The sequence below is a fragment of the Oligoflexus sp. genome (assembly GCF_035712445.1).
Taxonomy (GTDB): domain Bacteria; phylum Bdellovibrionota_B; class Oligoflexia; order Oligoflexales; family Oligoflexaceae; genus Oligoflexus.
This window is the reverse complement of sequence record NZ_DASTAT010000100.1, coordinates 1-23,757: the sequence shown is the minus strand read 5'-3', so window position 1 is coordinate 23,757 and position 23,757 is coordinate 1. Positions and strand designations below refer to the sequence as shown.

The window sequence follows — 23,757 nt, the reverse complement described above, 5'->3', positions numbered from 1 at the left end:
ACGCTTGCAGTTCTTCCAGAGACACATCTTCACCCTACTCGTCCTGATCGGGACAGCGCCGCTGGCCTGTCGTCAGGGACCGAAGGTGGATTTGCGGCAAAGCGAGCCGGTTCTCTGGTCCTATGATACCCATGATGAAAGGCTTCTGCCGCCGCCGCAGGATGCCTGGCAAACGCTGACCGATGAATCCTTCGATGATAAGCCTTTGAATCCGGATGCACGCGCCTGGTTCGCCTATCCTTTGCCGGCGGATACCAGCCTTCAGTATCTTATCCTCACCAAATGCACCAATATCGTGCGCATCTTCCAGGATCAGCAGCTGATCAAGGAAAGCGCGTCGCAGGCCACCTATCCCTTCAGTGTCCGCATTACCGAAGGCGAACCCTTTTTGATCGTGGCGGGCGCGCAGCGTCCCTCGCAGCTGATCATCGAGACCTTTTACTCGGATAAGACCGGCTATCACCCCACCTGTGATACCATCCGGCTCAGCAACCAGGACATGGCGCTCTATCATTTCCTGGCGAATGAAATAGCCGACCTCGCAGCCGGGTCCATCGTGATCTTCATGGGAATCGGCGGCTTTCTGCTCTTTGCCGTCAAAGGCCGAAGACTTCTCCTCTATTTCAGCCTGTCCGCCTGCGCCATGAGCCTGACCTACATGACCGGAACGGATCTCGCCTTCGTCCTCTTCGCGCATAAACCGATCTGGCGCGTGATCTGGCATTTGCTTTTGGTCGTCTCGCCCATACCCTTCTTTCTTTTCATCGAACAGATCATGCCGACGAAATTCGGGATGGGACGAAAGCTCGCGATCTTCAATGGCAGTGTGTTCCTGCTCTTTATCATCTCGTGGATGTGGGACTCCGCCCCCAACTTCGATGGCCTGCGCCGCACCTACTATAAAATCATGATCATCGAAGCCTGCATATTCATGCCTTTCGCCATCAAATCCATGTTCGATAAGCCGAAGTTCGGCATTCGTCTCGGTTTGAGCCTTACGCTCCTGACCCTGGCCTCCATGCACGACATCAGTCATCTCCTCTTCTCGGACAGACCCCGCAGCATGCTGTTCCCCTGGGCTCTGATCGGCTTCATCAGTATGCTGCTCTCGATCATGATTCAAAGGACGATCCGCAACGATGCCGAGATTCAGAGGGCCAAGGCCAAGCTGATCGCCGATCGCAACCGAACCCTGCAGTCGGAAGTGGACCGCCGCACCTCGGATCTGAACCGCCGCAACAGTGAGCTTGAACGCCTGCATCTGGAGCTGGAGGATCATCACGAGATCCTGGCCAACCAAAAGGATAAGGTCGCGATCATTGCCCGTGATAAGGACGTCATCCTGAGTCGCATCGCCGACCTTAAGAATCAGTCCATTCCGAATATTTTCAACTGCCTGCAGCAGCTGCATGTGGGCTTCGATGACAACTCGTTCGCCGAGCTGAATAATCACATCCAGGTGCTGGCCAAAACCCTGGAACCGGCTGCGCATCAGTATGAAAAGAATCATTCGATCAGCAAAAAGCGGCTTTTGATCCTGGATGCCGATCGCAAGCATCAAAGGATCTATCGCATGGCGATCGGCGGCAGCAAGGTCGATGTGCAGATCGCGGAAACGCCCCAGGATTTCCTAAGGATGATTGGCGAGCATCCCTTTGATCTGCTCGCGCTGCACCATAGCTGGCTGAGCCTGACGCCGGACATCATGCGAGTCAGCCAGCAGAGCCGTATCGTGGTGATGTCGTCCGAGGATACTTTGAAGAATCTGGCCATGATGCGGCAGAATCCTCACGTGGCCCACATCATTCCCATGAACCTGCCGCGTCTGATGCTGCAGCAGATTCTTTTGATTCATCTGAGCAAGCTCCTGACGCGTGATATCTTCGGCATTGAAAAGTATCTGGCCTGGGGTTTTGAGGTCAAAGAAAAGCCTTTGCCCACTGTCGATCAGCGGGATTTCCTGGTGCGGCAGCTGCGTGAGGACCTGGAACGCATGGGCTTGGAAGCCGATGGCATCGACGCCATGGCCGAGATCACGAGCTGTCTTTTGAGCATTAAAAAAGCCCATGCGCTGGTAAGCAACTGGAGCCCGCAGACGATCAGCACGCCTTTGCAGCAGCTGCGCTATGGCTTTGATGCCAGTCTTGTGGCGCTCTCCATGGATCTGCGGGGACAGCTTTTGAATCAGCAGGAGCTGATCGTATTTTTGGAAAGGCATATTCAGGAGAGTGAAGCAGGCCGCTCCCTGCCGAGCCTTGCGCGACTTCTGCAGCTGGCTGATGCGATGATCATCAATAGCGACGGCGAACGTCGTCATGAAATTATTGTGCTGATCTTCCTGGACAAGAATCCACGAGGCCACCAGCCAGCTGCTTACTTCCACTTTGAATCACGGCGCTAATCACCTCGGCCGCTCCACCACCGCGACGGTCAGGGTCACCCGCGCAATCAGCTTATCACTGCGCCTGTCCTTGATTTCCGTCTCCCAAATATGTGAACGCCGACCGATGTGAACGGGCCGCACCTGGGCCCGCAGGACATCCCCAGGTTTGGCAGGACGCAGATGCAGAGCCTGAAGGTTCTGACCCACGACGGCGAAAGCGGGATCCTTGAGACAAAGGTTGCCGGCGATGGAACCCAGCCCCTCCCCAACCAGACAGGAAAAGCCACCGTGCATGATGCCATGCGGCTGCAGCATGGCCTCGCCGACGGTGAATTCCGCGGTGATGCTGTTTTCCCCGATTTCGATGACCTGAAGGCCCATGTTCGCTTCCGCCTTCGGTCGCCAGTCACGGTTCAATGCATCCAGATCCACGGAAGCAGGGAAAAGGCCCATGCGAAGCTCCTTTCAAAGAGCGAGTGTATTCAGAAGATCCAAAAGATTGCGGTCGAAGTCATTGCGCTTCTTCAGACATTCCTGCAAAGGCGCCAGAGCGAATTTTCCATCGCGCACGACAGTCGCCACGGCCTGTTCGCCACCGACGAGAGCTTTCACGGCCATATTCCCCATGAAGGAGCCGATGAAACGATCACGCGGCGAAGGGTTGCCGCCGCGCTGGATATGACCCAGAATACAGAGTTTGGTTTCCAGTCCGTAGTTTTCCTGCAGCTCTTTTTGATAAAGATGGCTGAGCCCTTCCTTTTCACCTTCGGCAACGATGATGATGGAAGATTTCTTGCCGCGCGAAACACCGCGTTTGACCGTATAGGCCACCGAGGCGAGGTCCACAGTCAGATCCGGGAAGATCACCGCTTCCGCACCCGTGGCGATCGCCACTGTAATCGCAATCAGGCCCGAGGAACGGCCCATGACTTCCACCATGAAGGTGCGATCATGCGAAGTCGCGGTGTCACGGATTTTATCAATCGCCTCGACTGCGGTGTTGAGCGCGGTGTCGAAACCGATGGAGAATTCCGTGCCGCCGATATCATTATCAATCGTACCGGGCAAACACGCGACGGGAATGCCGTGTTCCTTGTGCAGAAGAGCCGCGCCATTGAACGAGCCGTTCCCGCCGATCACGACGAGGCCCATGATCCCAAGGTCCTTCAGGAAGGATGCTGCCTGCGCTCTGTACTCAGGCTGCATGAAACGGGTGGAGCGGGAACTGTAAATGACTGTTCCCCCGCGCTGGATGATGTTGCCGACGGCGGACAAATCAAGATGAGCGACGGATTTATCGAGCAGGCCTTCGAAGCCCTTGTAAACGCCGTACACGTCGATGCCTTCAAAATGGGCGCTGCGCACCACCGAACGAATGGCTGCATTCATGCCGGAGGCATCACCACCACTGCAAAGCACAGCTATCGATTTCTTCGTCATACTCTCTCCGCACAAGCGAGTTCCAGGGAACCAATCTTTTACCCTTCCCGTTGTAATCCTTCCAGGCTTTCCTCTCAACTGCTTTAGCTGCAAAGCCTACGAGGCCGAAGCTTCAGCGAACGTCTATACCGGAAAGCGGGCCAGGACCTCGTACAATGGCCGGGCCTCGTGATCTCTGGCGCCATATCGCCGCTTCATGAGGGCGTACTCGCGGCAGGTGAACTGGCCAAAATCCTGGGCCGCAAACTCAGGAAGACGTTCCATAATCCCCGCCGCATCGTGGTTTTTGAAGCGGCCTATGGTCAGATGCGGGGTAAAGGGTCGGGTTTCGGCTTCAAAACCCCAGGCTTGCACGGCCTGTTCCAGGCGCATCTGCAGATCCAACATTTCGGGGGGCATAAGGTTCAGACCGATCCAGAGCACACCCCGATCCCGCTGCGGCGGAAATGAGGAAATGCCCTGCAGATTCAGCGTAAAAGGGGGAAAGGGCAGACCCCCTCCCTTCACGACTGTCAGAAGCCGGGTCATGGCCTCAGGCTGAAGCCCCCCAAGAAAGCGCAGCGTGAAATGATAGTCCTCAGGATGCACCCAGCGAACATCAGGCCAATCCTTTCTCAAAGCGGCGAGGCCCTCGTTTATCCGGGCCTTCCCCTCATCGGGAAGCGGTATTGCGAAAAACGCCATGGAAGTTTCCCATTCAATGCGCCGTCACGCGGAATGTCCGCACACGCTTTTCAATCAAGGAAAAGAGCATCGGCAGAATAAAAAGCGTCAGCACCGTCGACGAAAGTATCCCGCCGGTGACGACCGTGGCCAGCGGCTTTTGCACCTCGGCCCCCATGCCCTGCGAAAACATCATCGGTAAAAAACCAAAGATCGCCACGAGCGCTGTCATCACCACAGGACGCAGGCGGGCGACCGTCGCATTCATGATCATGGTCGCTCCGCTTTCACCCTTGGCCTTATGACTATTGTAATAGCCGATCAGAACGACTCCATTCAGAACGGCAATGCCCGAGAGCGCGATGAAACCAACGCCCGCGGAAATCGAAAAAGGCAGATCGTTCAGCCAAAGATTCAGGATGCCGCCGACCCAGGCCAGCGGAATGCCGACAAAGATAAGCAGCGTTTCCCAGACATTGCCGAAGGCCGCATAGACCATGAAGAAGACGAGACAGAGGGCGAGCGGAGTCAGGACGAGGAGACGAAGCCGCGCCTCCTGCAGGTTCTGAAAGTTACCGCCCCATTCAATGAAGCTGTTGTCCGGCAGCTTAATGGAATCGGCGATTTTCTGCTGAGCCTCCTGCACAAAACTCTCCGTATCGCGGCCGCGGAGGTTCACGAGGACCGCGGTCCGGCGCATGCCGTTTTCCCGATTGATGGAACCATAGGTATCCGCGAATTCAAGGTCGGCCAGAGTATCGAGTCGCGTCGAGGCTCCGCTGCTGATGGCGACCGGCAGCGAACGAATCACATCCAGATCGGAACGCTCGGCCTCGCCGAGTCGAATGTAAATCGGAACCTTCTGCTCGTTCTGATGGATGAACCCGGCTTCCTCGCCACCCAGGGCCGCGGCCACGGTTTCAAACACTTCAGCGACCGAGGTTCCATAGCGGATCAGGGCCTCGGGCTTGGGCTCGATTTTAAGGACCGGCGAGGTGCCGGCCAGATCAAGTTCCACATCCCCGGCGCCGGGAATATCCTCGATGAGTTCCTGAATCTCGCGGGCGATATCAAGGTTCTTCGCAAGGTCATTGCCAAAGACCTTGATCGCCACATCGGCCCTGGTTCCTTCCATCAATTCGTTGAATCGCATCTGAATGGGCTGGGATGCGAGATAATTCTGCCCCGGGACTTCGCGCTCCAAAGTCTCGATGATCTCCTGAGCCAGGGATTCGAAGGTATGCCTTGTCCCCTGTTGAAGAGGCCAGCTGCTCTGGTCCTTCAGCATGATGTAGGTATCGGACACGTTCACCCCCATGGGATCGGTGGCGACTTCGCTGGTTCCAATGCGCGAGAAAACATGCTGAACCTCCGGCACATCCCGCAGAATGCGCTCGGCGGTTTTTTGAAAGGCAATCGACTGATCGAGACTGATGTTCACCGGGCGTATCATGTGAAAGGCGTAGGACCCCTCTCCAAGCTGCGGTAAAAACACGGCTCCCATGCGGGTGAAGAGAAAGAGAGATCCGGCGATCGCCAGCAGCGCCACGCTGATGAAGACGAAACGCAGGCGGAAGGAGAGACGCAGAATCGGTTCATAGATCCTGGTCAGAATCCGCATGAGCCAGGGTTCGCGACCCCGTCCTTCACCGCTCAGGACAAAGCTGGCCAGGGCCGGGACGGCCGTGAAGGAAAGAAGAAGCGCCCCGAGAACGGCAATCGAGAAGGCCGTGGCCATCGGCTTGAACATCTTCCCTTCCACACCCACCAGCGCGAAGATCGGAAGAAAGACCACAACGATGATGAGTTCACCAAAACCAGCGGCCGCACGAATCTCGACTGTCGCATCATGAATCGCCTGCTTTTTTTCCTGGGAATTGAGAGCACGGCCCAGGCTTTTCGCGCGACTTTGAATCATGCGCACGCAGTTATCGAGCACGATCACCGTTCCATCGACGATCATGCCGAAGTCAAGGGCGCCAAGGCTCATAAGGTTCCCCGAGAGTCCGAGGGGGCGCATCAGGAGGAAGGTGACGCAGAGCGTGAAGGGGATGGTCAGAGCGGTGATCATGGCCGCGCGGATATTTCCGAGCAGGGCGAAGAGGACGAGGGTCACCAAAAGCGCACCGAAGAGCAGGTTATGCTGCACGGTTTGGATCGTATGATCGACGAGGGTCGAACGATCGTAAACGGTGGTCAGGACGAGGTCAGGCGGCAGCGTGCGCCGAATCTCTTCGATGCGGGCATCGACGGCCTTGGCCACCGAACGGCTGTTGTCCCCCATCAGCATCATGACCGTGCCGAGCACAACCTCTTCTCCATTCATGGTCGCGGCTCCCGTCCTTTGCTCGCGACCGAGGGTGACGCTGGCCACTTCCCCGAGGCGGACGATGCGGAGGGATTCGAGCTGCTTCACAGGGACGAGCTTAATGTCCTCCGGGCTTTTGAAGAGGCCTATGCCCTGCACCAAAAACTGCTCCGCCGTCTGCTGGATCTGTCCCCCACCGACATTGCGGTTGGCGCTTTCCAAGGCGCTTTTAAGATCGGAAAAGTGAATGCCATAGGCCTGGAGTTTCTGCCGATCCGGTTCCACCTGATACTGCTTTTCATAGCCGCCGGTGGTGTTCACCTCGGCCACGCCCTTCACTGTCAAAAGCCGGGGTTTGATGGTCCAGTCCTGATAACTGCGAAGCTGGATCAGCTGCTGAAAACGGACGTCGGGATCGGTGGCAATGGTCTTGAAATCAAGGGTGTACTGATAAATTTCCCCAAGGCCGGTGGAAATCGGCCCCAGGCGGGTGACCGCGCCGGTCGGCAGATCGCTCAGAACATTCTGAAGTCGCTCGGACACCATCTGCCGGGCTCGATAAACGTCGACCCCGTCCTCGAAAATCACCGTGATCTGGGACAGGCCGAAGCGTGTGATCGAACGCACGCCTTCGACCTGGGGCAGCCCCCGCATCGAGGATTCCACCGGAAAGGTGATACTGCGTTCAATTTCTTCGGGCGCGAGGCCGGTGATGGTCGTATTGATCTGCACCTGATTATTGGTGATGTCAGGCACGGCATCTATGGGCAGCAGGCGAAAGCCGAAAACAAGGCCCGAGATTACCACGATGGCTGTCAAAAACAGCGTTAAAACCCTATGAAAAACGGCAAAATGTATAATGCGATTCAGCATCAGTCGTCCTTTTCAATCATCATGGGAGTCAGTGTGCGGAGTCATGACGCTCTGCTCAATGATCTTCAGAAAGCCAAGTCCAGCCGTGGCCAGCAGGTCACCATTCAGAAGCTCCTTGCTGCGAATCTCGATCCGGTTTCCGGACTTGCGCACGACATCCACGTCCACCGACTTCCAGTGCCCTGCCCTTTGCCGAATCACCTGGGTTTCCATGCCCGAATGAACGAGGGATGAGGCTGGAACCGTCCACGATGGCCCCGCCTTGAGCAGGGTTTTTTGAATGGAAAAATTTCGCTCTGCACTGGATCGCAGGACAAAGCCCTTGTCCTCATCCACTTCCAAAACACCTTTATCCGGTCCCACGTGCAGGGACATTTTACCTTCACTGGCATGGGCCCAAAGCGAAGGCGCATGCACGAAAAGAAGGATCATAAAGAAACGCATCACAGGTCCACCTCCCGCAGCTGACCGTTCATGGAACGAAGATTCCAGTAGGCTTCCAGCGCCTTCCATTCCATCTGATGACGGGACACGACGTGCTCATACATCTGACGGTGGGCTTCGATGATGAGGGATGCATTCACGCGTCCCGCAAGGAAGAGTTTTTCCATTTTCTCGTGCTTATCCTGGACCGCGGTTTCAGCAAAACCTTGCCTCAGGACTTTCACCGCACTGCGGTACTGTCCAAGCCAGCGGGCGTAGTCCGCAGCCCGCTTTTTCTGTTCGATCGTGGCTTCGACTTCGGCGAGGGAGAACGTGGCCTGCGCCACCTGCAAGGTCGCCTGGGACTGCGTCCGCCCCAGCGGTAGACTTGCTGCGACGCCAAAGGCCGGCTTGCTGCTCCCATCCTCCAGGCTCAGACGCGCCACAGGACCGATCGAAAGATCCGCGATGCTTTGCGCCGTCTCCTGATCCAGCAGCGCTTTCTGCTGAGCTTTTTGGGCTTCCTGCCGTCTTTTCCAGGCCGAATTCAGATCCTGCATCTGATTCGGAAATTCAGGCCAGCTCGTGCGCTCCTGCTTGCGGGATTTAGGAAGGGTCACTGCCTCGCAAGCGGTCAGATGCGCAAGCTGACTGCGAATGCCGTCCGCTTCGACCTCCAATTGACCGGACTTCATCAGCGTTTCATCATGGGCCAGGCGAAAAACAGCGAGCGTCACATCCTGCTCGGGTGAAAGGGCCGCCTGCGATGCGAGCTGCCGCATCAAAGCCCGATAGGTGCTGACCGTTTCTTTCAGGATTTCATCTTCATGTTCGATCTGCTGCAGACGATCGGCTGTCACCGCGAGATCCTTTAAAAGCTCGGCTTTGCGACCGGCTATCGCGGCTTCCGATAGGGCCTGCTGCGCGCTCACAAGTTTTTGACGAGCATCCCGTTTGCCGCCACGTTCCAGGGTCCACTCATAACGCAGCTCGGCTTCCCCTTCACGGGTCAGCGGCGCACCCGCCAGATACTGAAACGCAGCGCGAGGCGCGGGACCATAATCTGCGGCTTCCTGCTGCGATTGATTCAAACCGGCCTTTTTCTCCAGAGATCCCCACTCCGGCGCAGAACGCAGAATGGAGGACGCCACCTCCGACCATTGCGACCAACGGCAGGTTTCAGCAGCCTGAAGCGGTGCTGACATAAAAATACTGACAGACATGAGAAAGTTAAGTCTCATACTCGGCTCACGAGTTGAAGGAATGATTCAGCCTTTAAAAAGGCTAGGAAATACTATCACGGATTCGTGTCAGGCGAGGGGCGGCCGCATCAAGGAAAAGTCGGGTGCAGAAATGGTTATGAAGAAGTACGGGGTCACATGGGGACCGGCATGACCATCCGGCTCCATGATGGACGTGGACGCAAGTCGGGCATAAACGTGGGAACAGTGTCCGAAGTGACAGGACCCGACATGACAGGCATGGGAATCTGTTTTCGGTGCGGACTCCTCGTGAAGCTGTGCGCTCATGTCATGACCGTCGGCATCGCACATGAGCCCTTCAGCCAGACTTGTCATCCAGCTCAGACCGAGGATCAGAAGTATGAGTAGAGCCCACTTTTTCAAGTCAACCGCCCTGCACCTTGGTTTCCAGTTCCGTCCAGCGCGCATAAAGCCGATCGACGTTTTCCTGGGCTTTTTGCAGCCTGTCGCTGGCAGCCATGAGCTTTTGCGTCTGCGAGGCTATCGAAGGGTCTTCGACCGCCGCCTGGGCGGCAGAGAGTTCCTCTTCCGCATGCAGAATGGATTCCTCCATTTTCTCATACTCACGCTGTTCGTTATAGGAAAGCTTCACGGCTTTGGTGGATTTCGGCTTGGCTGCAGGCGCGGCCCCGGCGCCCTGTTTTTCTTTTTTCTGGGCCTTGCCCTCGTCCAGAAGACTCCGCTCCCACTGCGCATAATCCGCGAAAGCCGTTATTTTTCCGCCTGGCCCAAGCCCAAGGAAATGCGTGCAGAGGCGATCGAGAAGATAACGATCATGCGACACGAGAACCACAGCGCCGGGGAAATCCTCCAGGCTGTCTTCCAGAATTTCGAGAGTATCTATATCAAGGTCGTTGTTCGGCTCATCCAAAAGCAAGACATCGGCTTTGCGCTGCATCAGACGGGAAATCATCACGCGGGCTTTTTCGCCACCGGAAAGAAAGGACACCGGCGTGTCGAGCTGCTCGGCCTTGAACTGAAAACGGCGAGCCCAGGAGGCCACATGCACGGAACGATCACGGAAAATCACGGCTTCATGACCTTCCGACAGGGCCCTCTTTAAAGTCCAGTCCGGCTGCAGCTGCTCCTTGGCCTGATCGAAATAAACGATCTCCAGATTCTGAATGACCTGAACCGCACCCTCGGTGGGCTCTTCAACACCCCCCATGATTTTCAGGAGCGTGGATTTCCCCGTGCCGTTGTCTCCAAGAATTCCAACCGTCATGCCGGGCGACAGAACGAAATCCAGGTTTTGAAAAAGAGTGCGTTCACCGAAACGCTTGGTAATGCCCTTAAGCTGCAGAAGCTGCTTGCTCTTGCGGCCCGAGGCCTGAAAATCCAGGTTCGCGCTGCTGGTGCTGAGCCTTTGCTTCAGATCCTGCATCTCGCCCTTCATGCGCATCGCTTCATCAACGCGATAGCGGGCCTTGGTTCCCCGCGCTTTGGGCTGACGCACGAGCCATTCCTCTTCCCGCCGCAGCTTGTTGGCGAGCGAGGCCTCTTTCACCTGCAGATCGTAAAGGTAGGCTTCCTTTTTTTCGATGAAGGACGAGTAGCCGCCTTCCTCGACATGCCAGCGACCTGGATAGGCCGGGTGGATTTCGAGAATGCGCCGGGCGGTCCGATCCAGAAAATAACGATCGTGACTGACCAGCACCCAGGCGAAACTCGCCTGGCGCAGAAACTCCTCCAGCCAGATGACCGAGCGCAGATCCAAATGGTTGGTCGGTTCATCAAAGAGCACAAGGTCGGGATTGCTGATCAAGGCTTCGGCTATGGCCAGACGCTTGCGCCAGCCACCGGACAGGGTTCCCACCATCTGCATGGGATCGGGGAAACCAAGCTTGCTCAAAAGCTTATGCGCTTCAATCATGGCGGTGTCATGATCAAGTCCTTCCCGTTCACCGGCGGACGTCAGCACCTCTTCCAAAGTTTTCTGCGTGGGAAACTGCGGCTCCTGATTGATGAACGCAAGTCGCAGGCCTTTGCGCGCGGCAATGGTTCCGGCGTCAGGCACTTCCAGCCCTTTCAGGATCTTCAGGAACGTGGATTTACCGGCTCCATTGGGGCCGATGATGCCCAGCTTTTCCCCGTCCTCAATCGCGAGGTTCAGATCCTGAAACAAAACCTTATGACTCATAGATTTCGCAAGGTTTTGACAGCCTATCAGAACACCCATGAAACACTCCTTCCTTCCGTACCGCGCCGAATGGCAGTTCTAGCACAGACGCCGACCAGGAAAAAAGCCAACTTGCGGGCATACTGCCAAATTGATGCGGCGTTTGTTAGAATAATAGCAGCAGCCATGCCGGCCCCACGTGTCATGATCCAGGAGACAAGTCATGAAGAACTTTAGCGTTTGTTTCGTGTCCACCCTACTCGCCACAGGGAGCATGGCCGCGGAAAGCGAACCGGTTGCCGCCAGCCTTTCCCTGCAATTCAGCGGCCTCAGATGGGCCCAATCCGAAACCAAATACAGCGATGAGGACGCAAAGCGCGAAATCACCACGCTGAACTCGGGTGACCTCGTGGATTCCATGATCTGGGCCACGGTCGATAAGGTGAACCTTTATTTCTATCCTTTTCAGGATTCCAATGCTCTTCTTTCGATCAGCTATATGGTGCGTGATGATCTTGAACTGGGCATTGACCTTGGACTGAACGCCAGTAAAGTGAAAAATCCCAAAAGCGAACTCAGCTCCGATCTCTTCGGAGCCTTCGCCACCTGGAGCGTTCCCGCTGGTGATTATACTCTGGAGAACGTCGGCATCCTCGATTTCAACCGCTCGGAATCCACCGAACTCAATACGACCACAGGCGAAGAGGAAACCGTCAAGGTCACCGGAAACTTTTTCAAGGTCTCCAGTTCCATCGTGATTCCCATTGCTAAAAATGCCTGGTACATGGGCGGTGTGTGGTGGGCGGCGGAAAACGGGAAAAATCATGCCGACGACTCGACGAAAAAAAGCACCCAGTTCGGGATAAACCTGGCCGGTCTGCGCATGACCCTAGAATGATCACGCGAGGCGAATCCAGCTCCAGTTGCGCCCCGCCCTTTGCCCGTCACGCCTGAAGGAATGCCAGACCATAGGATTTTTCCGCGTGCAGCTGCGAATCACACTCAGCTGCTCGGGCTCAAATCCAGCCCTTTTCAAGCGCAAAGCCGCCATGAGTCCAAGATCAAGATGCCAGCGATCCCCCAGGCCCTTGCTCGAAGACCAGGCCAGCGTTTCCTGATCCAGGCCATAGGCGCTGCGGCGGAACTGATCTATGACCTCGGGCCCCACCTCAAAACTATCGAGGCTGATGCAGGGTCCAATGCCGACCTTGCAATCCGCGATGGGAATGCCCTGTTGATCCAAAACCTCGCAGGCCGCGCCCAGAATATCCTGAGCCATCCCCTTCCAGCCGGCATGAATCGCCATCACAAGTCGCGGATGCTGAATGAGCACCGGGACACAGTCCGCAGTTTTCACGGCGATGACAAGGCCCGGTTCCCGCGTCCAAAGTCCATCCGCTTCCGCCAGCGTCTCTGGATTCGCGCCCTTTTTAATTTCCACCAGGGCGGGCCCATGCACCTGCTTCAGATGATAGCCGGATGGAGGCAGATCAAAACCCAGTCCTTCGAATCCATGGGCGATGCCATCTTCAACCCAAGGGGCCAGCTGATGCTCGGGGCCGGCCCAGCTCATGCGATTGATCCAGGATTCGAGAGTTTTCATAACGTGACCTTATGCTTCCGGCTGCGAGGAGCGACTGCGCCCCTTGGCCTTGACCTGCCGCACGTGTTTGTCGTGGCCGATCAGCGCCTCGGCGAGCCCTGAGAATTCCAGACTCAATTTATGGCCTGGCCGGAAGAAAGGCAAGGGCACACCTGCGCTATGGCTTTCCCGCATCACGACGGACGAACTTAAAAAAGGCTTCAGGATCGTGAAGCCATGCTGCTCCAGGCGGTCGATGCCGGCCTTGGGAACCTTGGCCTGCGACTGATAGTGATTGATGATGATGCCTTCCACCTGCAGTTCGGGCCTGTGATCGCTCGCCACTTCCTGCACAGCCTGCATCACCTGGTGAATGGCGTCCTCGCTGAAGGCATCGCAGTCAAAGGGGATCAGGACGCGATCGGCGGCGAGCAGCGAACTCATGCTGTAAAAATTGAGGGACGGCGGCGTATCGAAGAAAACGTCATCGAAGCCCATCTTTTCGATCGCCACATCGATGGCCTCGCCCAGCTTGAAAATCTTGTAGCGACCTTCGAGCTTCGGCTGCAGCTCTTTCAGGGCTTCGCTGGAAGGGATCACGTAAAGATTCGGATACTCGCTTTCATAGATCGTATCCATGAGCGATTCCTGAAACAGCCGGAAACTGAGCGTGGAATTAAAAAAATCAGCCACGGTGGTGTTCACGCGTTCCATGCGCGAGCCGAGCAGATATTTCGAGGAATTGGCCTGGGAATCCAGATCCACCACCAGGACTTTGCGTCCAGCTTTGGCAAAGGCAGCCGCCAGATTACAGGTAATGGACGTTTTGCCGACTCCGCCCTTTTGATTAAAAACGGCACGTTTCATCGGGCCCCCTTTGGGAAGGTGTGCGCTTAAATTCTTTGTGGCAAGAATGCAGGTGGAGTGGAGCCCTGGTCAAGAGCGAAAAAGAACCCAGGGCGCGGAAGGGGTGTACAGAAACCCACCATCAGGATTGTTTGGCAAGCCAGGCATAGAGTCCGCTGAGGCCTGCGGTATAGGACGCCGAACCAAAGCCAAAGCAAACACCGACAGCATGCGGGGCGGAGTACGAGTGTTGGCGAAAAGCCTCACGTTTGGCGATATTCGACAGATGGACTTCGGCAAAGGGAAGTTTTAAACCGGCCAGCCGATCGGCCAAGGCCAGCGAGGTATGCGTCCAGGCTCCGGGATTGATGACAGCGCCATCCCATCCCTCGGATAATTTTTCGAGGAACTGCCCTTCATGATTGCTCTGATAAAAGATCAGCTCGGCCGCTTCCAAACCAAAGGCTTTGGCCAGCGTCGGATTGATTTTGCGCAATTCATCTTCGATCGTGGACAGCGTTGTGGATCCGTAAATTTCCGGCTCGCGCTTTCCCAGGAGATCCAGGTTCACACCGCTCGCAACGAGTATGCGTTTTTTAGTCGTTCTGGCCATGGACAAGTCCTCTAATGCAGCAGAATTTATTAAACAGAAAGACTCGAAATGATCCAGCGTTTATGTTTCTATCGCATCGTCAGGCGGAAATTCACACCAATAAGGAGTTCTTTTTATGAAACGAATTCTCATCTTCTGTACAGGAGCCATGCTGAGTTTCGGAGCCTACGCTGCGGACAAGCCTGCTACACAAAAACCCCAGAGCGGCAAAACAACCGAGTGGACCAAGGAGCAAAGGGAAACCATGGCTAAAAATCACGAGGCCTTTGCTGCCTGCCTACGCAGCAATAAAGCCGCGAGCGAATGCCAGGCTGAAATGATGAAGCACTGCCAGGACTCCGATGCGTGCCCGATGTTGGGTCATATGGGTATGCACCAGGGCATGATGCAGGGCGGCAAGTAAATGAGAGGACGCAGCCTTAGGCCACATCCAGTTTTTCCAGACTTTGGAGCAGCTGATTGAGGACTGCAATTTTCTTATCGATCGTCCGGACCTTATCCATGGCATCAGCCATCTTGGGGTCCATCTGACGATCGATTTCCTTTTGCGCGTCACGCAGCTCACGCACTTCAGCAAATTCGCGACGCAAGAGCTCATTGGACGGCGCGGCATAAGCCAGGCGCTCATAGATTTCATAGGCGCTCTGATAGTAGCCCTGGCGTCGGGCCAGACGCGCCCTGGTCAGCTCATCCAGGTCACCCGGTTTTAAATCGGGCGCCGTGCGTTTCACAAAAATTTCCTGAACGGGACTTGAGAAAAAACCCTTGGCCACGCGTTCCTGGAAATGTTCCTGAGCCAGCTCATCATCCTGGCTCTTCGATTTCAGGGCCACTTCCGTGATGCGCTGGGATTCTTTCTTCTGCTGCTGATTGATGCCGTCCCAGCCCAGGTATTCAGCATAGTCGCGCCGGAGTATGGGAAAACTTTTGATATTGATGTGATCGATGACTATGCGCGCTTCGCCATCCTGAAAGTCCTGAACGGCAAGTTCACGGGCCAGACTGCGGGCCTGGGATTCAAAGTTCAGGACCACGCAGAGTTTCAGACGAAGGATCTGCGCGGTCAGGTTGGTGCGCAGAGAAGAGGGGCTACCCTCCAGGCAATTCCACGCTTCCCGGAAAAAATGTTTTTTGAAAAAAAGCTGGGCCAGGAAAACCCGGGCCACCGAATAATTGGGATGACGTTCAAGCCCCTGCATCAGGACCTGGATCGCTTCCTCGATGCGATGATGGCGAACAAGGATTTCGCCCACAGCAAAGAAACCCCGACCATCCGGCTTTTTGCGGAAATGATCCAGGGCCACCTGCTCGGATTTGGCGAGCTTGCCCGGATCAAGAGCCGCAAGATGATCGATGCTATTCATGACAGCCTCTTTTGAACCTTAATTGGCGTCGAGCGTGGTGGTAGTGAAGGTCGCAACATCCGAATAGAGAGCGCCTGAGTGCATCTGAATGCTGATTTCACTCGTGCTGCCCGGCGGCGGGCATACGGCGGCGACTTCAACCGTCACCACCCCGCAGGTATCCGAGCACCAGTTATCTTTGGGCGTGATGATGCCCTTATAGCGGGCTGGCGTAAAAATGTTGCCGTTGATCTCGACATTCGGGTTGTGCTCCGGCAGGTCCGAGCGCAAACCGTTCACGATGGGCTCGACGCTGACGAATGGAACCGGCCTCTGCCCGGGTTGGTCCACGCCTGCATCGAAGGCTTCCGCCACCAGAAACTGAGCGAAGAAAGGATCGCTGATCACCTGGCCGGCGGAGCCCGCGGCGCAGGTCACGTTATTGGTCGTGCTCTGCAGGGTCATGGACAGCGGAATATCATTGCTGCCGATGACTGCGCTGCTGCAATTCAACTTGCAAAGGCCAGGGTCCTCGGGTTTATAGGAACAGCCCGCACCCAGGTTGATGAGACTTAAAAGCCAAACATAGCGAAGCATAAAGCTCTCCTTCACATCGCCTCACGGGCACGGTTGCCTTTGGTCGCGGACGTTTCCATGCGGTCTTCGGTGTTGCGGCCTGATACGATCGTTGGTGTCACCATGATCAGAAGTTCGGTCTGGTTCTCGACGGTCTGCGTCGAACGGAAGAGGGCTCCCAGAATCGGAATATCCGAAAGAAGGGGCACACCCGATACGGAGGTGGTGCGACTCGTATCATAGATGCCGCCGATGACCCCGGTATCCCCGCTGTCACGCACCATCTGTGTGGTCAATTCACGGGTGTTTTTGGTAGCCAGGGCTTCACCTGTGGAGTCCCCTGGCGTATCGCTCTTGATCAGAAGATCCATGATGACAGAACCCAGGGCGGTGATCTGAGGTTTCACATCCAGCTGCAGATTGAACTTCACTTCCGCAAGTCCCACAGCCTCTCCGCCACCCGCTCCTCCCCCGGCCGGGACCTGGCCTGGAATCGTCGCAGCCCCCGCGGCCGGACGGAAGAATCGGGAGTTACCCGCGAGGATCGAAGCCTTCTGTCCATCCAGCACGAGCACCCGGTTCGATTGCAGAACGTTGGTCGTGCCTTTCTTTTCTTCCATTTTCAAAAGCAGGTCGAGGTCGACGAACTTATTCAGGGAGCCGAAGCGGAAACGACCGACTCCCGCAGTGTTGGCGGCTGCCACACCGGGATCCACAGCAAAGCTTGAGCCTACGGAGTTGGGGAAGTTCAAGGAACCAAAACCCAAAGCGCGGCCTGGATCGAAGTTAAAGCTGTTACCCCAGGCCACACCGAAAAAGTTATTCATGGTCTTCTGCACTTCGACGATACGCGAGGCGATTTCCACCTGCGGCGTCTCCAGATCGAGGCGTTCGATGATGGCCTTGGCTTTATTCAGCACCTGAAGCGAAGCCTCCATCACGATGGAATTGGTGCGATCATCGGCCTGGATCTTGGTGCGCTGATCGACTTCGATATCACGGGCCAAAAGAGCCTGAAGGCGCTGGGTCACGTCCTTGGCCACCGCATTATTCACCCGGAAAACCAGGACTTTGGTGGGGATGCGGCGCATTTCAAAAAGTTTGGCCTGCTCCAGATCCTGCATGTACTGAGTCAGACGCGTCACCTGATCGATGCGCACCACGCTTTCCCCGATACGCACCATACCGAGGCTATAGGTCTCAAGAATGCCTTTCAGCGCTTCATCCCAAGGAACGCCTTTGAAATGAACGGTCACCGGCGTGCTGCCGATCGCGCTCGAATAGACGAAGTTATTGCCCGTTTCCTCGGAAAAACTTTTCAGGACCAGGGACAAGGGCGCATCATAGAATTCCATGAAAACCGGCTTGCCTGTGTAGGCCTGGCCTCCATTAGGATTGGCCTGGCCGGTCATCTCAATGGGATTGGACATCACGGACCCTGCCTGGGTCGGCTGGGCAACGGGTTCTGGAGGAGGAGGCGGCGCAGGCGGCGGCGTGGGCTCGGCGACCGCTTCATCCGTAATGGAAATATCGGCGGCAGGATCGGGCGTCTCGGCAGCCGGCAATGGACCTTCCTCTTCCATAGGAAACGATTCCGCAGGAACCGCCTCGTTCACCACAGGCAGCGCATTGGCGGCCGGAGCTTCCGCGGCAGGAGCAGGGACAGGATTGGATTCCACTGTTTCCGTCGGAACATTCTGAACGGCGTTGGACGATGCTTCACCCGCAGCTTCATTGGCCTTTCGACGCTTGAGCGCATCAAAGGCGCTCGATGAGTCGTCCTCCTCTTCTTCGACGGACTCATTCAAATCATCCTGACCCACGGAACTCAATGAGAAGGTTTCGATCTGATACACCGCACGCTGCTGCTTGGGAGCAGGACGGCGGTTGAAGTCGTCGGGCAAGCCCTTTTCATCCGCTTCCTCTTCACGGAAGGAACGGATGACGTCTTTGATAGGACGCAAAGCGGTCGGTTCGTCACGGAAGATCGTCCGGCGATGTCCGAGCTGCTCGGGGCCATTGGTCGATGATGGCTTGGACGCTTGACGCAAAGGCGCCTCAATCCCTGTGACCAGACTGATCGCACGATCTTTGATCATGCGGCGGTTGGCCTGGGTGCTATTGAAATAGGTCTCGGGTATTTTATAAACCAGAAGCATGCGGCCATCACGCGCATAAAATTCCGGAAGCACCGCATCGCGATGAGTCAGGACCACATCGACGACACCTTTGTCCTTGAATTCACGCATGCGGATGTAAGCCACGGGTGAACGGAATTCACTCGAATTGATATCCCAATGAATCTTCCGGCGCAGACGCGTTTGATAGTAGCGGATCACGAGCTCAAGCTGCTGCGCGCGGTTCGTTTCTTCGAAGATTTCAAAATCGGGATTGCCCTGACTGAAGAGTTCAACTTTAAGTTGCCGGTCTTTTTCCGCGATACGGTATCCGACCCAGCTCAGAACGCTCGACACGGGTTCCACTTCCTCGACCGGCGCTGGCTGCGTGGGAGCCGGTGCCGCGGCAGGAGCAGCGGGAACGGAAGGAGGCGGAGCCGTTGGGGCTGTCGCTACACTGGAATCTTCCATCAGGGCCGGAGGAATCTGATCCGAGCCTTCACCGATCGGATCTATATCACCGGCTGCGGTGCTCATCGCAGCTGATTCCGCAGCCGCTGCCGCCGCGACGGGATCGCCGTCATCGGCCTGCATCGCATCGGGAGCCGTGGGATTGGAATTGATCATGGCCGTGGGATCCTGGGTCATGCTTTCCTGAGCCAGGTTCTCGCCCATCGGTGATGCGGCCGTGGGATCCACGGGAAAATCGGGATCCACCGCGTTGGCCATGGCCGCTTCATCACTCTCGTTGCCGAACATATCATCACGAACCTCTGCCGATTCGTTGATGAAGTTTTCCTTCGCCTCTTCCGCATTCAGGAAGGAGGCCTCGTCCCCAGCCTCGATCGGAGCCGAGTCATCCGCTGTGGCCTCGTTGATGGCGGCATTCGCATCCTCTTCGCTGACCTCCAGTTCAGCCGCGCGACTTTCGCGACTGACCGGATTCTGCGCTGATGTGCAGCTGAGCAGCCAAACGCAGCTGATCAAAGCGAGATTGTGAGAACCTGTCCGCATAGATTTCATCCATAATCCTCCTGTTCGCACGCGCTTATTTCGGAGCGCGTGGAACGACTGGGTCGAGTCCTTTTTCAACGGGTGGCGCTGGCTGCGCTGGGACCGCACCACCGATGGCCGCGGCAGCACCTGCTGGAACCACGATTCCAGGAACCACCATGCCTGCCCCCGCCCCGGCCGGTATCGCGACCGGCGATGCGGGCATTACGGGATTTTCCAGCGCCTTGCTTAAGGGCGCGGGTTTACTGTTCGCTTCGGGATTCACAAAAACCGGGTCCTTGCCGGGATCCAGTTTAATGACGCCTTGATTCGCATCCGGCGCTCCACCGATTTTCATACCGACATCTTCATATTCACGAACGCCATCCGCTCGCAAACGATAGAGGCGCACGGTCAGCTGCTCGCGTTTGATGCTCAAGACCTTGCCCGACGAAATCGGATCGCCCTCTTTCACGACCACGCCTTCACCCTTCGGTGTCAGGATCACAGCCCGTGTTTCTCCGCTCGAAAGCTGCCACACGCCCTTGACATTCAAATCGCTCAGCGGATAGCGCTGAAGGGGACTGACGATTTTGATTTCGCTGCCCTCGGGAGTGAAGGCAGGTGTCGCGCCCGCATTGGCACCGGGATCCATAAGGGCCGCTGGCGCCATGAAAGGATCGGGCCTTCCGAAGGAGGCATAGGTGTATTCACCCGAGGGCTCGACGATCTCGCGGATCTTGACGGAATTGCCCATGTCCACGGTGGATTTGGTGGGCGTACTGTCCCACTCCTCTTCCACCTGCTCCAGATCGATCTGATTCAAGTCCAGACGTTCGGCCTGCTTTTTCTTTTTGCCCGCTTTGCCATTGGCTGGCGCAGCGCCCTGAGCCAGTTTTCTGGCCTCCACGGGATCGGCCGCGAATCCGCTTGCCGACGGAAGCAGCAGGAGTAAAAGAACTGGGCGCAACCAACGCATCATTACATCCCCTTGAACAGAATCAGACGGGCGCTTGTTTCCAGAACCGGAGCATCGCTGCCTTTTTTACTCGCGTCCTGAATGCTGTTGCCGAATTGAATATTCCGCACATGGGTCAGGTTCGGCATGTGGACGAGGCGATCCAAAAAGCGCATGGTTTGGGGAAAGGGAGCCTGCAGGACAAGGTCGACAGGCATTTCCTTATACTCCAGACCCGGATTCGGCTGATATTCCGCCGCCGGCGTGAACTTGGCGATTTTCACGTCCAGTTCCTTTTCAAGCTTGCCGAGCGAGGCCAGGATATTGTCCATCTCGATGCGGTCGGGAAGGATCTGCTTGGCTCTGGTCAATTCATCTTCGATCTCACTCAGCTTCGCCATGAGCGCGGGAAGCTCTGCGACCTTCTGTTTGGCGGCTTCGAATTTCTGCCGTTCATCCACGACCTCGGTTTCCACCTGCGCCCGACGCGCCTCCAGGGCCTCCCCTTGATTCAGCCAGGTGTTAAGAGCCGGCAAAAGAGCCAAAAGGCCCGCAAGTCCAAAACGGATCTGGGGTTTGGAGTTGCGATACTTGTCTATCAGTTCTTCGAGTTCCATGCTGCCCTCAGTTCATGCTCGCCTGGCCATCGCGCCGGAAATCATCAATAAACTGGCTGAATTTCCCCGTATTGTCCCCATCACGCCCGCTGCGTTCCCGTGAATTGAGCTGCAGCTTGAAGTTCACGTAGTCCGAGGATCGACCTTCCACCTTCTGCGTCGAGACCTGCGAGAAGTTGATCGCCACGTCGCTGAAGAAGAGCTGCGTGCGGAGGTCGGATTTTTCATAGGCCTGGCTCTGCGTGGTCTTGAGCGCCATCATGAATTCGGCGATCTGCACGTTGCTCGTCGCGCTGCCGCTGATTTCGATCACGAAGGGATAGTCCGTGCCCAGGCCATCGACCAGGGTCGGCTTCGGTGTCGCAGACGCATTGGGCGTTGTGCCACCAGCCTGAGCCGGTTGATTCGGATCGGCCGGGGGCGGAGGGACCACGGCCTGCGCAGGATCGACTTTTTTATCGATGAAAGCGAGCGCGGTCAGCCATACGCCGGCGGGCTTGAGATTTTGGATGTTCTCGAGCAGGATGATCGGCAGAAAGCGCACGAGCTTGGATTCGGTGATGCGTTTGAGCGAGAACTTTTTCGATTCGAGCTGCTCGATCTTTTGATTCAGGCTGTTGTAGCGCTCGACATCGGCGGTCAGCGCCTGGGTTTCTGCGATCATGCGATTTTTATCCGCTTCCTGAACGGCGATTTCGGCCTCGACGGTGCTGACATAAATGTAGACGCCGCCCAGACTGATCGCGAGCGTCAGCAGGAGCACAGACAGATCGGGAATCCACCAATATGGATTCTCAAGTTCTTCAACCGGTGTGAGGTTAATTTTAATCACGGACCAGCCACCTCTTAGCCAACATCTGTAAAATCACGCAAACCCAGGCCCACACTGATGCCAAAGAGCGAGCCCTGGGTCATGATATAGTCCATATCAATACCGGATGGTTTGATATCAATGCGCTGGAAAGGGTTGATCACCTGCACCGGGGCCCTCAGCACCGAGGAGATGGTGGAGCCCAGATCGAGGGTGCTCGCGGCGCCACCGGCAAGGAAGATGTGATCGACTTTTTCAAAGCGTCCGCTCATTTCCTCGCTTTGGAAATAGGCCAGGGTCGTATTGATTTCGACCGCGATCTGATCGTTGATTTCCTGGATCGCTGGCCTGACGCGATCGGCGATGGATTGATCACCCATGGAGGCCGAGATTTTCAAAGATTCGGCGTTATCAAAATCCACGCGCAGGTTTTCGGCGATGCGGGCGCTGATATCATTGCCGCCGGTGAAGAATTCGCGCGAGAAGAGGAATTCCCCATTATAGAGGAAGATGACCTGGGTGGAGCTGGCGCCGATATTCACAGCCATCGTCAGGGCATCGGCGACCGGATAGTTGTAATCGAACATGTTGGCGAGACAGAAAACATCGCAGTCGGTGATGCCGACCTTCAGTCCCACGCGATGGATGAGCTCGACAAACTGCTCGATCGTTTCGATTTTCGCAGCGACCAGGATGAAGGAACGCTGACCCTCATCCACAAAGGCGGATTCGATTTCCTGATGGCGGAAGTACATCTCATCCAGGTTGGAATGAAACTGCTGCTTCGCCTCTTCATAAAGGGCCTCGTCCGTATCGGCCTCTTCATCAAAGGTGACGTTCACCCTTTTGATCAGAGTGGAAACGCCGGATACGGAGATGGCTACGCGGCGGGTCTTGGCATTGATCCCCAGCCGTTCCATCAGCTTTTTCAAAGCTTTGGATACCACATCGGAATCGCGAATGATGCCGGCTTCGATAGCTCCACGCGGCAGAAGCTCGATGCCCAGATTGTGGAGTTTTCTCTGCTGTCCACCCGACATCTCGATCGCCTTGATCGAGGAGGAGCCGATGTCGATGGCCAGCAATGGTTTTTTAAATAGCATGCCATAGCCCGCAGTGGTGAATTGTCTGGAAACCGAAGTTTACGGCCAGTGTGACAAGCTGCTGTGAGTCCGAAGACTCCGAAAAACCGGCCTGGTCAAGAATATGACGAGATATCATTCATTATTGTTTCACTGACACCCTTGCCTGTCAACGAGTGCACGGCGTCAAGATTTTGTTACTGATCGACATGACCTCGAAATTCCTGTGCAATCCTGTTAATTATGGAAGGTGGATAAGAGCCAGTTCATACAGGGATTGACAACTCACTGGCGGCTTCAGGTAAAACCGGGGGATTGGTCCTGATTTTCCCCAATTTGGAAGGATAAGTGCATGCTTTGCGAAACCATTCTCGATGCGATTGGCAATACGCCTTTGGTGAAACTCCACAGGGTCGGCAGCAATCTCGCCTGTAATCTCTACGCCAAATGCGAATTTATGAACCCGGGCGGTTCTGTCAAAGATCGTATCGGCTACCGGATGGTGATGGATGCCGAGAAACAGGGCCGGATCAAGCCGGGTGATACCCTGATTGAGCCGACCAGCGGCAATACCGGCATCGGCATCGCTTTGGCAGGTGCTGTGCGCGGCTATCGCGTCATTATCACCATGCCCGAGAAAATGAGTCGTGAAAAGCAGGTGGTCCTGGAAGCCTTGGGTGCTGAAATTATCCGCACCCCGACCGAAGCGGCCTGGGATGCTCCTGAAAGCCATATCAGCGTAGCCAAG

Annotated in this window: 22 protein-coding genes; 4 read left to right on the top strand and 18 right to left on the bottom strand. The window is 56.1% G+C overall.

What is annotated here, in order from left to right; genetic code table 11:
* Positions 1-4 precede the first annotated feature (4 nt).
* On the top strand, positions 5-2,401 hold the full coding sequence (locus tag VFO10_RS22155; RefSeq protein ID WP_325144167.1) for a hypothetical protein: 2,397 nt from the start codon (positions 5-7) through the stop codon (positions 2,399-2,401).
* Here VFO10_RS22155 and VFO10_RS22150 read toward each other — a convergent pair whose 3' ends face one another.
* The 8 genes from VFO10_RS22150 to VFO10_RS22115 all read right to left on the bottom strand — a co-directional run bounded on the left by VFO10_RS22150 (position 2,402) and on the right by VFO10_RS22115 (position 11,531).
* The gene (locus tag VFO10_RS22150; protein WP_325144166.1) at positions 2,402-2,836 is read right to left on the bottom strand and encodes a PaaI family thioesterase; all 435 of its coding nucleotides are present in this window, start codon (positions 2,834-2,836) and stop codon (positions 2,402-2,404) included.
* 12 nt (positions 2,837-2,848) lie between these two features.
* Positions 2,849-3,823, bottom strand: a complete 975-nt coding sequence (gene pfkA / locus VFO10_RS22145; protein ID WP_325144165.1) for a 6-phosphofructokinase — start codon at positions 3,821-3,823, stop codon at positions 2,849-2,851.
* A 123-nt stretch (positions 3,824-3,946) separates the two neighbouring features.
* Positions 3,947-4,507 (bottom strand): RNA 2',3'-cyclic phosphodiesterase, encoded by a 561-nt coding sequence (thpR, locus tag VFO10_RS22140; protein WP_325144164.1) that lies wholly within the window; start codon positions 4,505-4,507, stop codon positions 3,947-3,949.
* A 13-nt stretch (positions 4,508-4,520) separates the two neighbouring features.
* On the bottom strand, positions 4,521-7,667 hold the full coding sequence (locus VFO10_RS22135; RefSeq protein WP_325144163.1) for a CusA/CzcA family heavy metal efflux RND transporter: 3,147 nt from the start codon (positions 7,665-7,667) through the stop codon (positions 4,521-4,523).
* Between the two features lie 12 nt (positions 7,668-7,679).
* The gene (locus VFO10_RS22130) at positions 7,680-8,114 is read right to left on the bottom strand and encodes a hypothetical protein (protein ID WP_325144162.1); all 435 of its coding nucleotides are present in this window, start codon (positions 8,112-8,114) and stop codon (positions 7,680-7,682) included.
* A complete protein-coding gene (locus tag VFO10_RS22125) occupies positions 8,111-9,331 on the bottom strand; it encodes a hypothetical protein (RefSeq protein ID WP_325144161.1) in 1,221 nt (406 codons plus the stop codon). The genes VFO10_RS22130 and VFO10_RS22125 overlap by 4 nt, the downstream gene beginning before the upstream one ends.
* A gap of 69 nt (positions 9,332-9,400) precedes the next feature.
* Positions 9,401-9,715, bottom strand: coding sequence for a hypothetical protein (locus tag VFO10_RS22120; protein ID WP_325144160.1), 315 nt, complete (start codon positions 9,713-9,715; stop codon positions 9,401-9,403).
* Position 9,716: 1 nt separating this feature from the next.
* Complete coding sequence (locus VFO10_RS22115) at positions 9,717-11,531, bottom strand: ABC-F family ATP-binding cassette domain-containing protein (protein WP_325144159.1); 1,815 nt, start codon at positions 11,529-11,531, stop codon at positions 9,717-9,719.
* A gap of 163 nt (positions 11,532-11,694) precedes the next feature.
* On the opposite strand from VFO10_RS22115, the gene VFO10_RS22110 reads away from it, so the two are divergent.
* On the top strand, positions 11,695-12,369 hold the full coding sequence (locus VFO10_RS22110) for a hypothetical protein (protein ID WP_325144158.1): 675 nt from the start codon (positions 11,695-11,697) through the stop codon (positions 12,367-12,369).
* Here VFO10_RS22110 and VFO10_RS22105 read toward each other — a convergent pair whose 3' ends face one another.
* From VFO10_RS22105 to VFO10_RS22095, 3 genes are all read right to left on the bottom strand, one after another.
* A complete protein-coding gene (locus VFO10_RS22105; protein WP_325144157.1) occupies positions 12,370-13,074 on the bottom strand; it encodes a polyphenol oxidase family protein in 705 nt (234 codons plus the stop codon). It abuts the gene before it with no gap.
* Between the two features lie 9 nt (positions 13,075-13,083).
* Positions 13,084-13,920, bottom strand: coding sequence for a ParA family protein (locus tag VFO10_RS22100; protein ID WP_325144156.1), 837 nt, complete (start codon positions 13,918-13,920; stop codon positions 13,084-13,086).
* A 121-nt stretch (positions 13,921-14,041) separates the two neighbouring features.
* Complete coding sequence (locus tag VFO10_RS22095; protein ID WP_325144155.1) at positions 14,042-14,512, bottom strand: type II 3-dehydroquinate dehydratase; 471 nt, start codon at positions 14,510-14,512, stop codon at positions 14,042-14,044.
* A gap of 115 nt (positions 14,513-14,627) precedes the next feature.
* Between VFO10_RS22095 and VFO10_RS22090 the strand changes: the two genes are divergently transcribed.
* The gene (locus VFO10_RS22090; RefSeq protein WP_325144154.1) at positions 14,628-14,915 is read left to right on the top strand and encodes a hypothetical protein; all 288 of its coding nucleotides are present in this window, start codon (positions 14,628-14,630) and stop codon (positions 14,913-14,915) included.
* A 16-nt stretch (positions 14,916-14,931) separates the two neighbouring features.
* Here VFO10_RS22090 and VFO10_RS22085 read toward each other — a convergent pair whose 3' ends face one another.
* The 7 genes from VFO10_RS22085 to pilM are packed head-to-tail and all read right to left on the bottom strand — an operon-like array spanning position 14,932 to position 23,030.
* Positions 14,932-15,876 carry a hypothetical protein gene (locus VFO10_RS22085; protein ID WP_325144153.1) on the bottom strand — a complete coding sequence of 315 codons (945 nt, stop codon included), beginning with the start codon at positions 15,874-15,876 and terminating at the stop codon, positions 14,932-14,934.
* A gap of 18 nt (positions 15,877-15,894) precedes the next feature.
* Positions 15,895-16,452, bottom strand: a complete 558-nt coding sequence (locus tag VFO10_RS22080) for a hypothetical protein (protein ID WP_325144152.1) — start codon at positions 16,450-16,452, stop codon at positions 15,895-15,897.
* An 11-nt stretch (positions 16,453-16,463) separates the two neighbouring features.
* Complete coding sequence (locus VFO10_RS22075; protein WP_325144151.1) at positions 16,464-19,571, bottom strand: secretin N-terminal domain-containing protein; 3,108 nt, start codon at positions 19,569-19,571, stop codon at positions 16,464-16,466.
* Between the two features lie 25 nt (positions 19,572-19,596).
* Positions 19,597-20,523, bottom strand: coding sequence for a pilus assembly protein PilP (locus VFO10_RS22070; RefSeq protein WP_325144150.1), 927 nt, complete (start codon positions 20,521-20,523; stop codon positions 19,597-19,599).
* Complete coding sequence (locus VFO10_RS22065; RefSeq protein WP_325144149.1) at positions 20,523-21,116, bottom strand: type 4a pilus biogenesis protein PilO; 594 nt, start codon at positions 21,114-21,116, stop codon at positions 20,523-20,525. The genes VFO10_RS22070 and VFO10_RS22065 overlap by 1 nt, the downstream gene beginning before the upstream one ends.
* A gap of 7 nt (positions 21,117-21,123) precedes the next feature.
* Positions 21,124-21,948, bottom strand: a complete 825-nt coding sequence (locus VFO10_RS22060; protein ID WP_325144148.1) for a hypothetical protein — start codon at positions 21,946-21,948, stop codon at positions 21,124-21,126.
* Positions 21,949-21,962: 14 nt separating this feature from the next.
* The gene (gene pilM / locus VFO10_RS22055; protein ID WP_325144147.1) at positions 21,963-23,030 is read right to left on the bottom strand and encodes a type IV pilus assembly protein PilM; all 1,068 of its coding nucleotides are present in this window, start codon (positions 23,028-23,030) and stop codon (positions 21,963-21,965) included.
* 331 nt (positions 23,031-23,361) lie between these two features.
* On the opposite strand from pilM, the gene VFO10_RS22050 reads away from it, so the two are divergent.
* A partial coding sequence (locus tag VFO10_RS22050) for a pyridoxal-phosphate dependent enzyme (RefSeq protein ID WP_325144146.1) occupies positions 23,362-23,757 on the top strand: 396 nt, incomplete at its 3' end.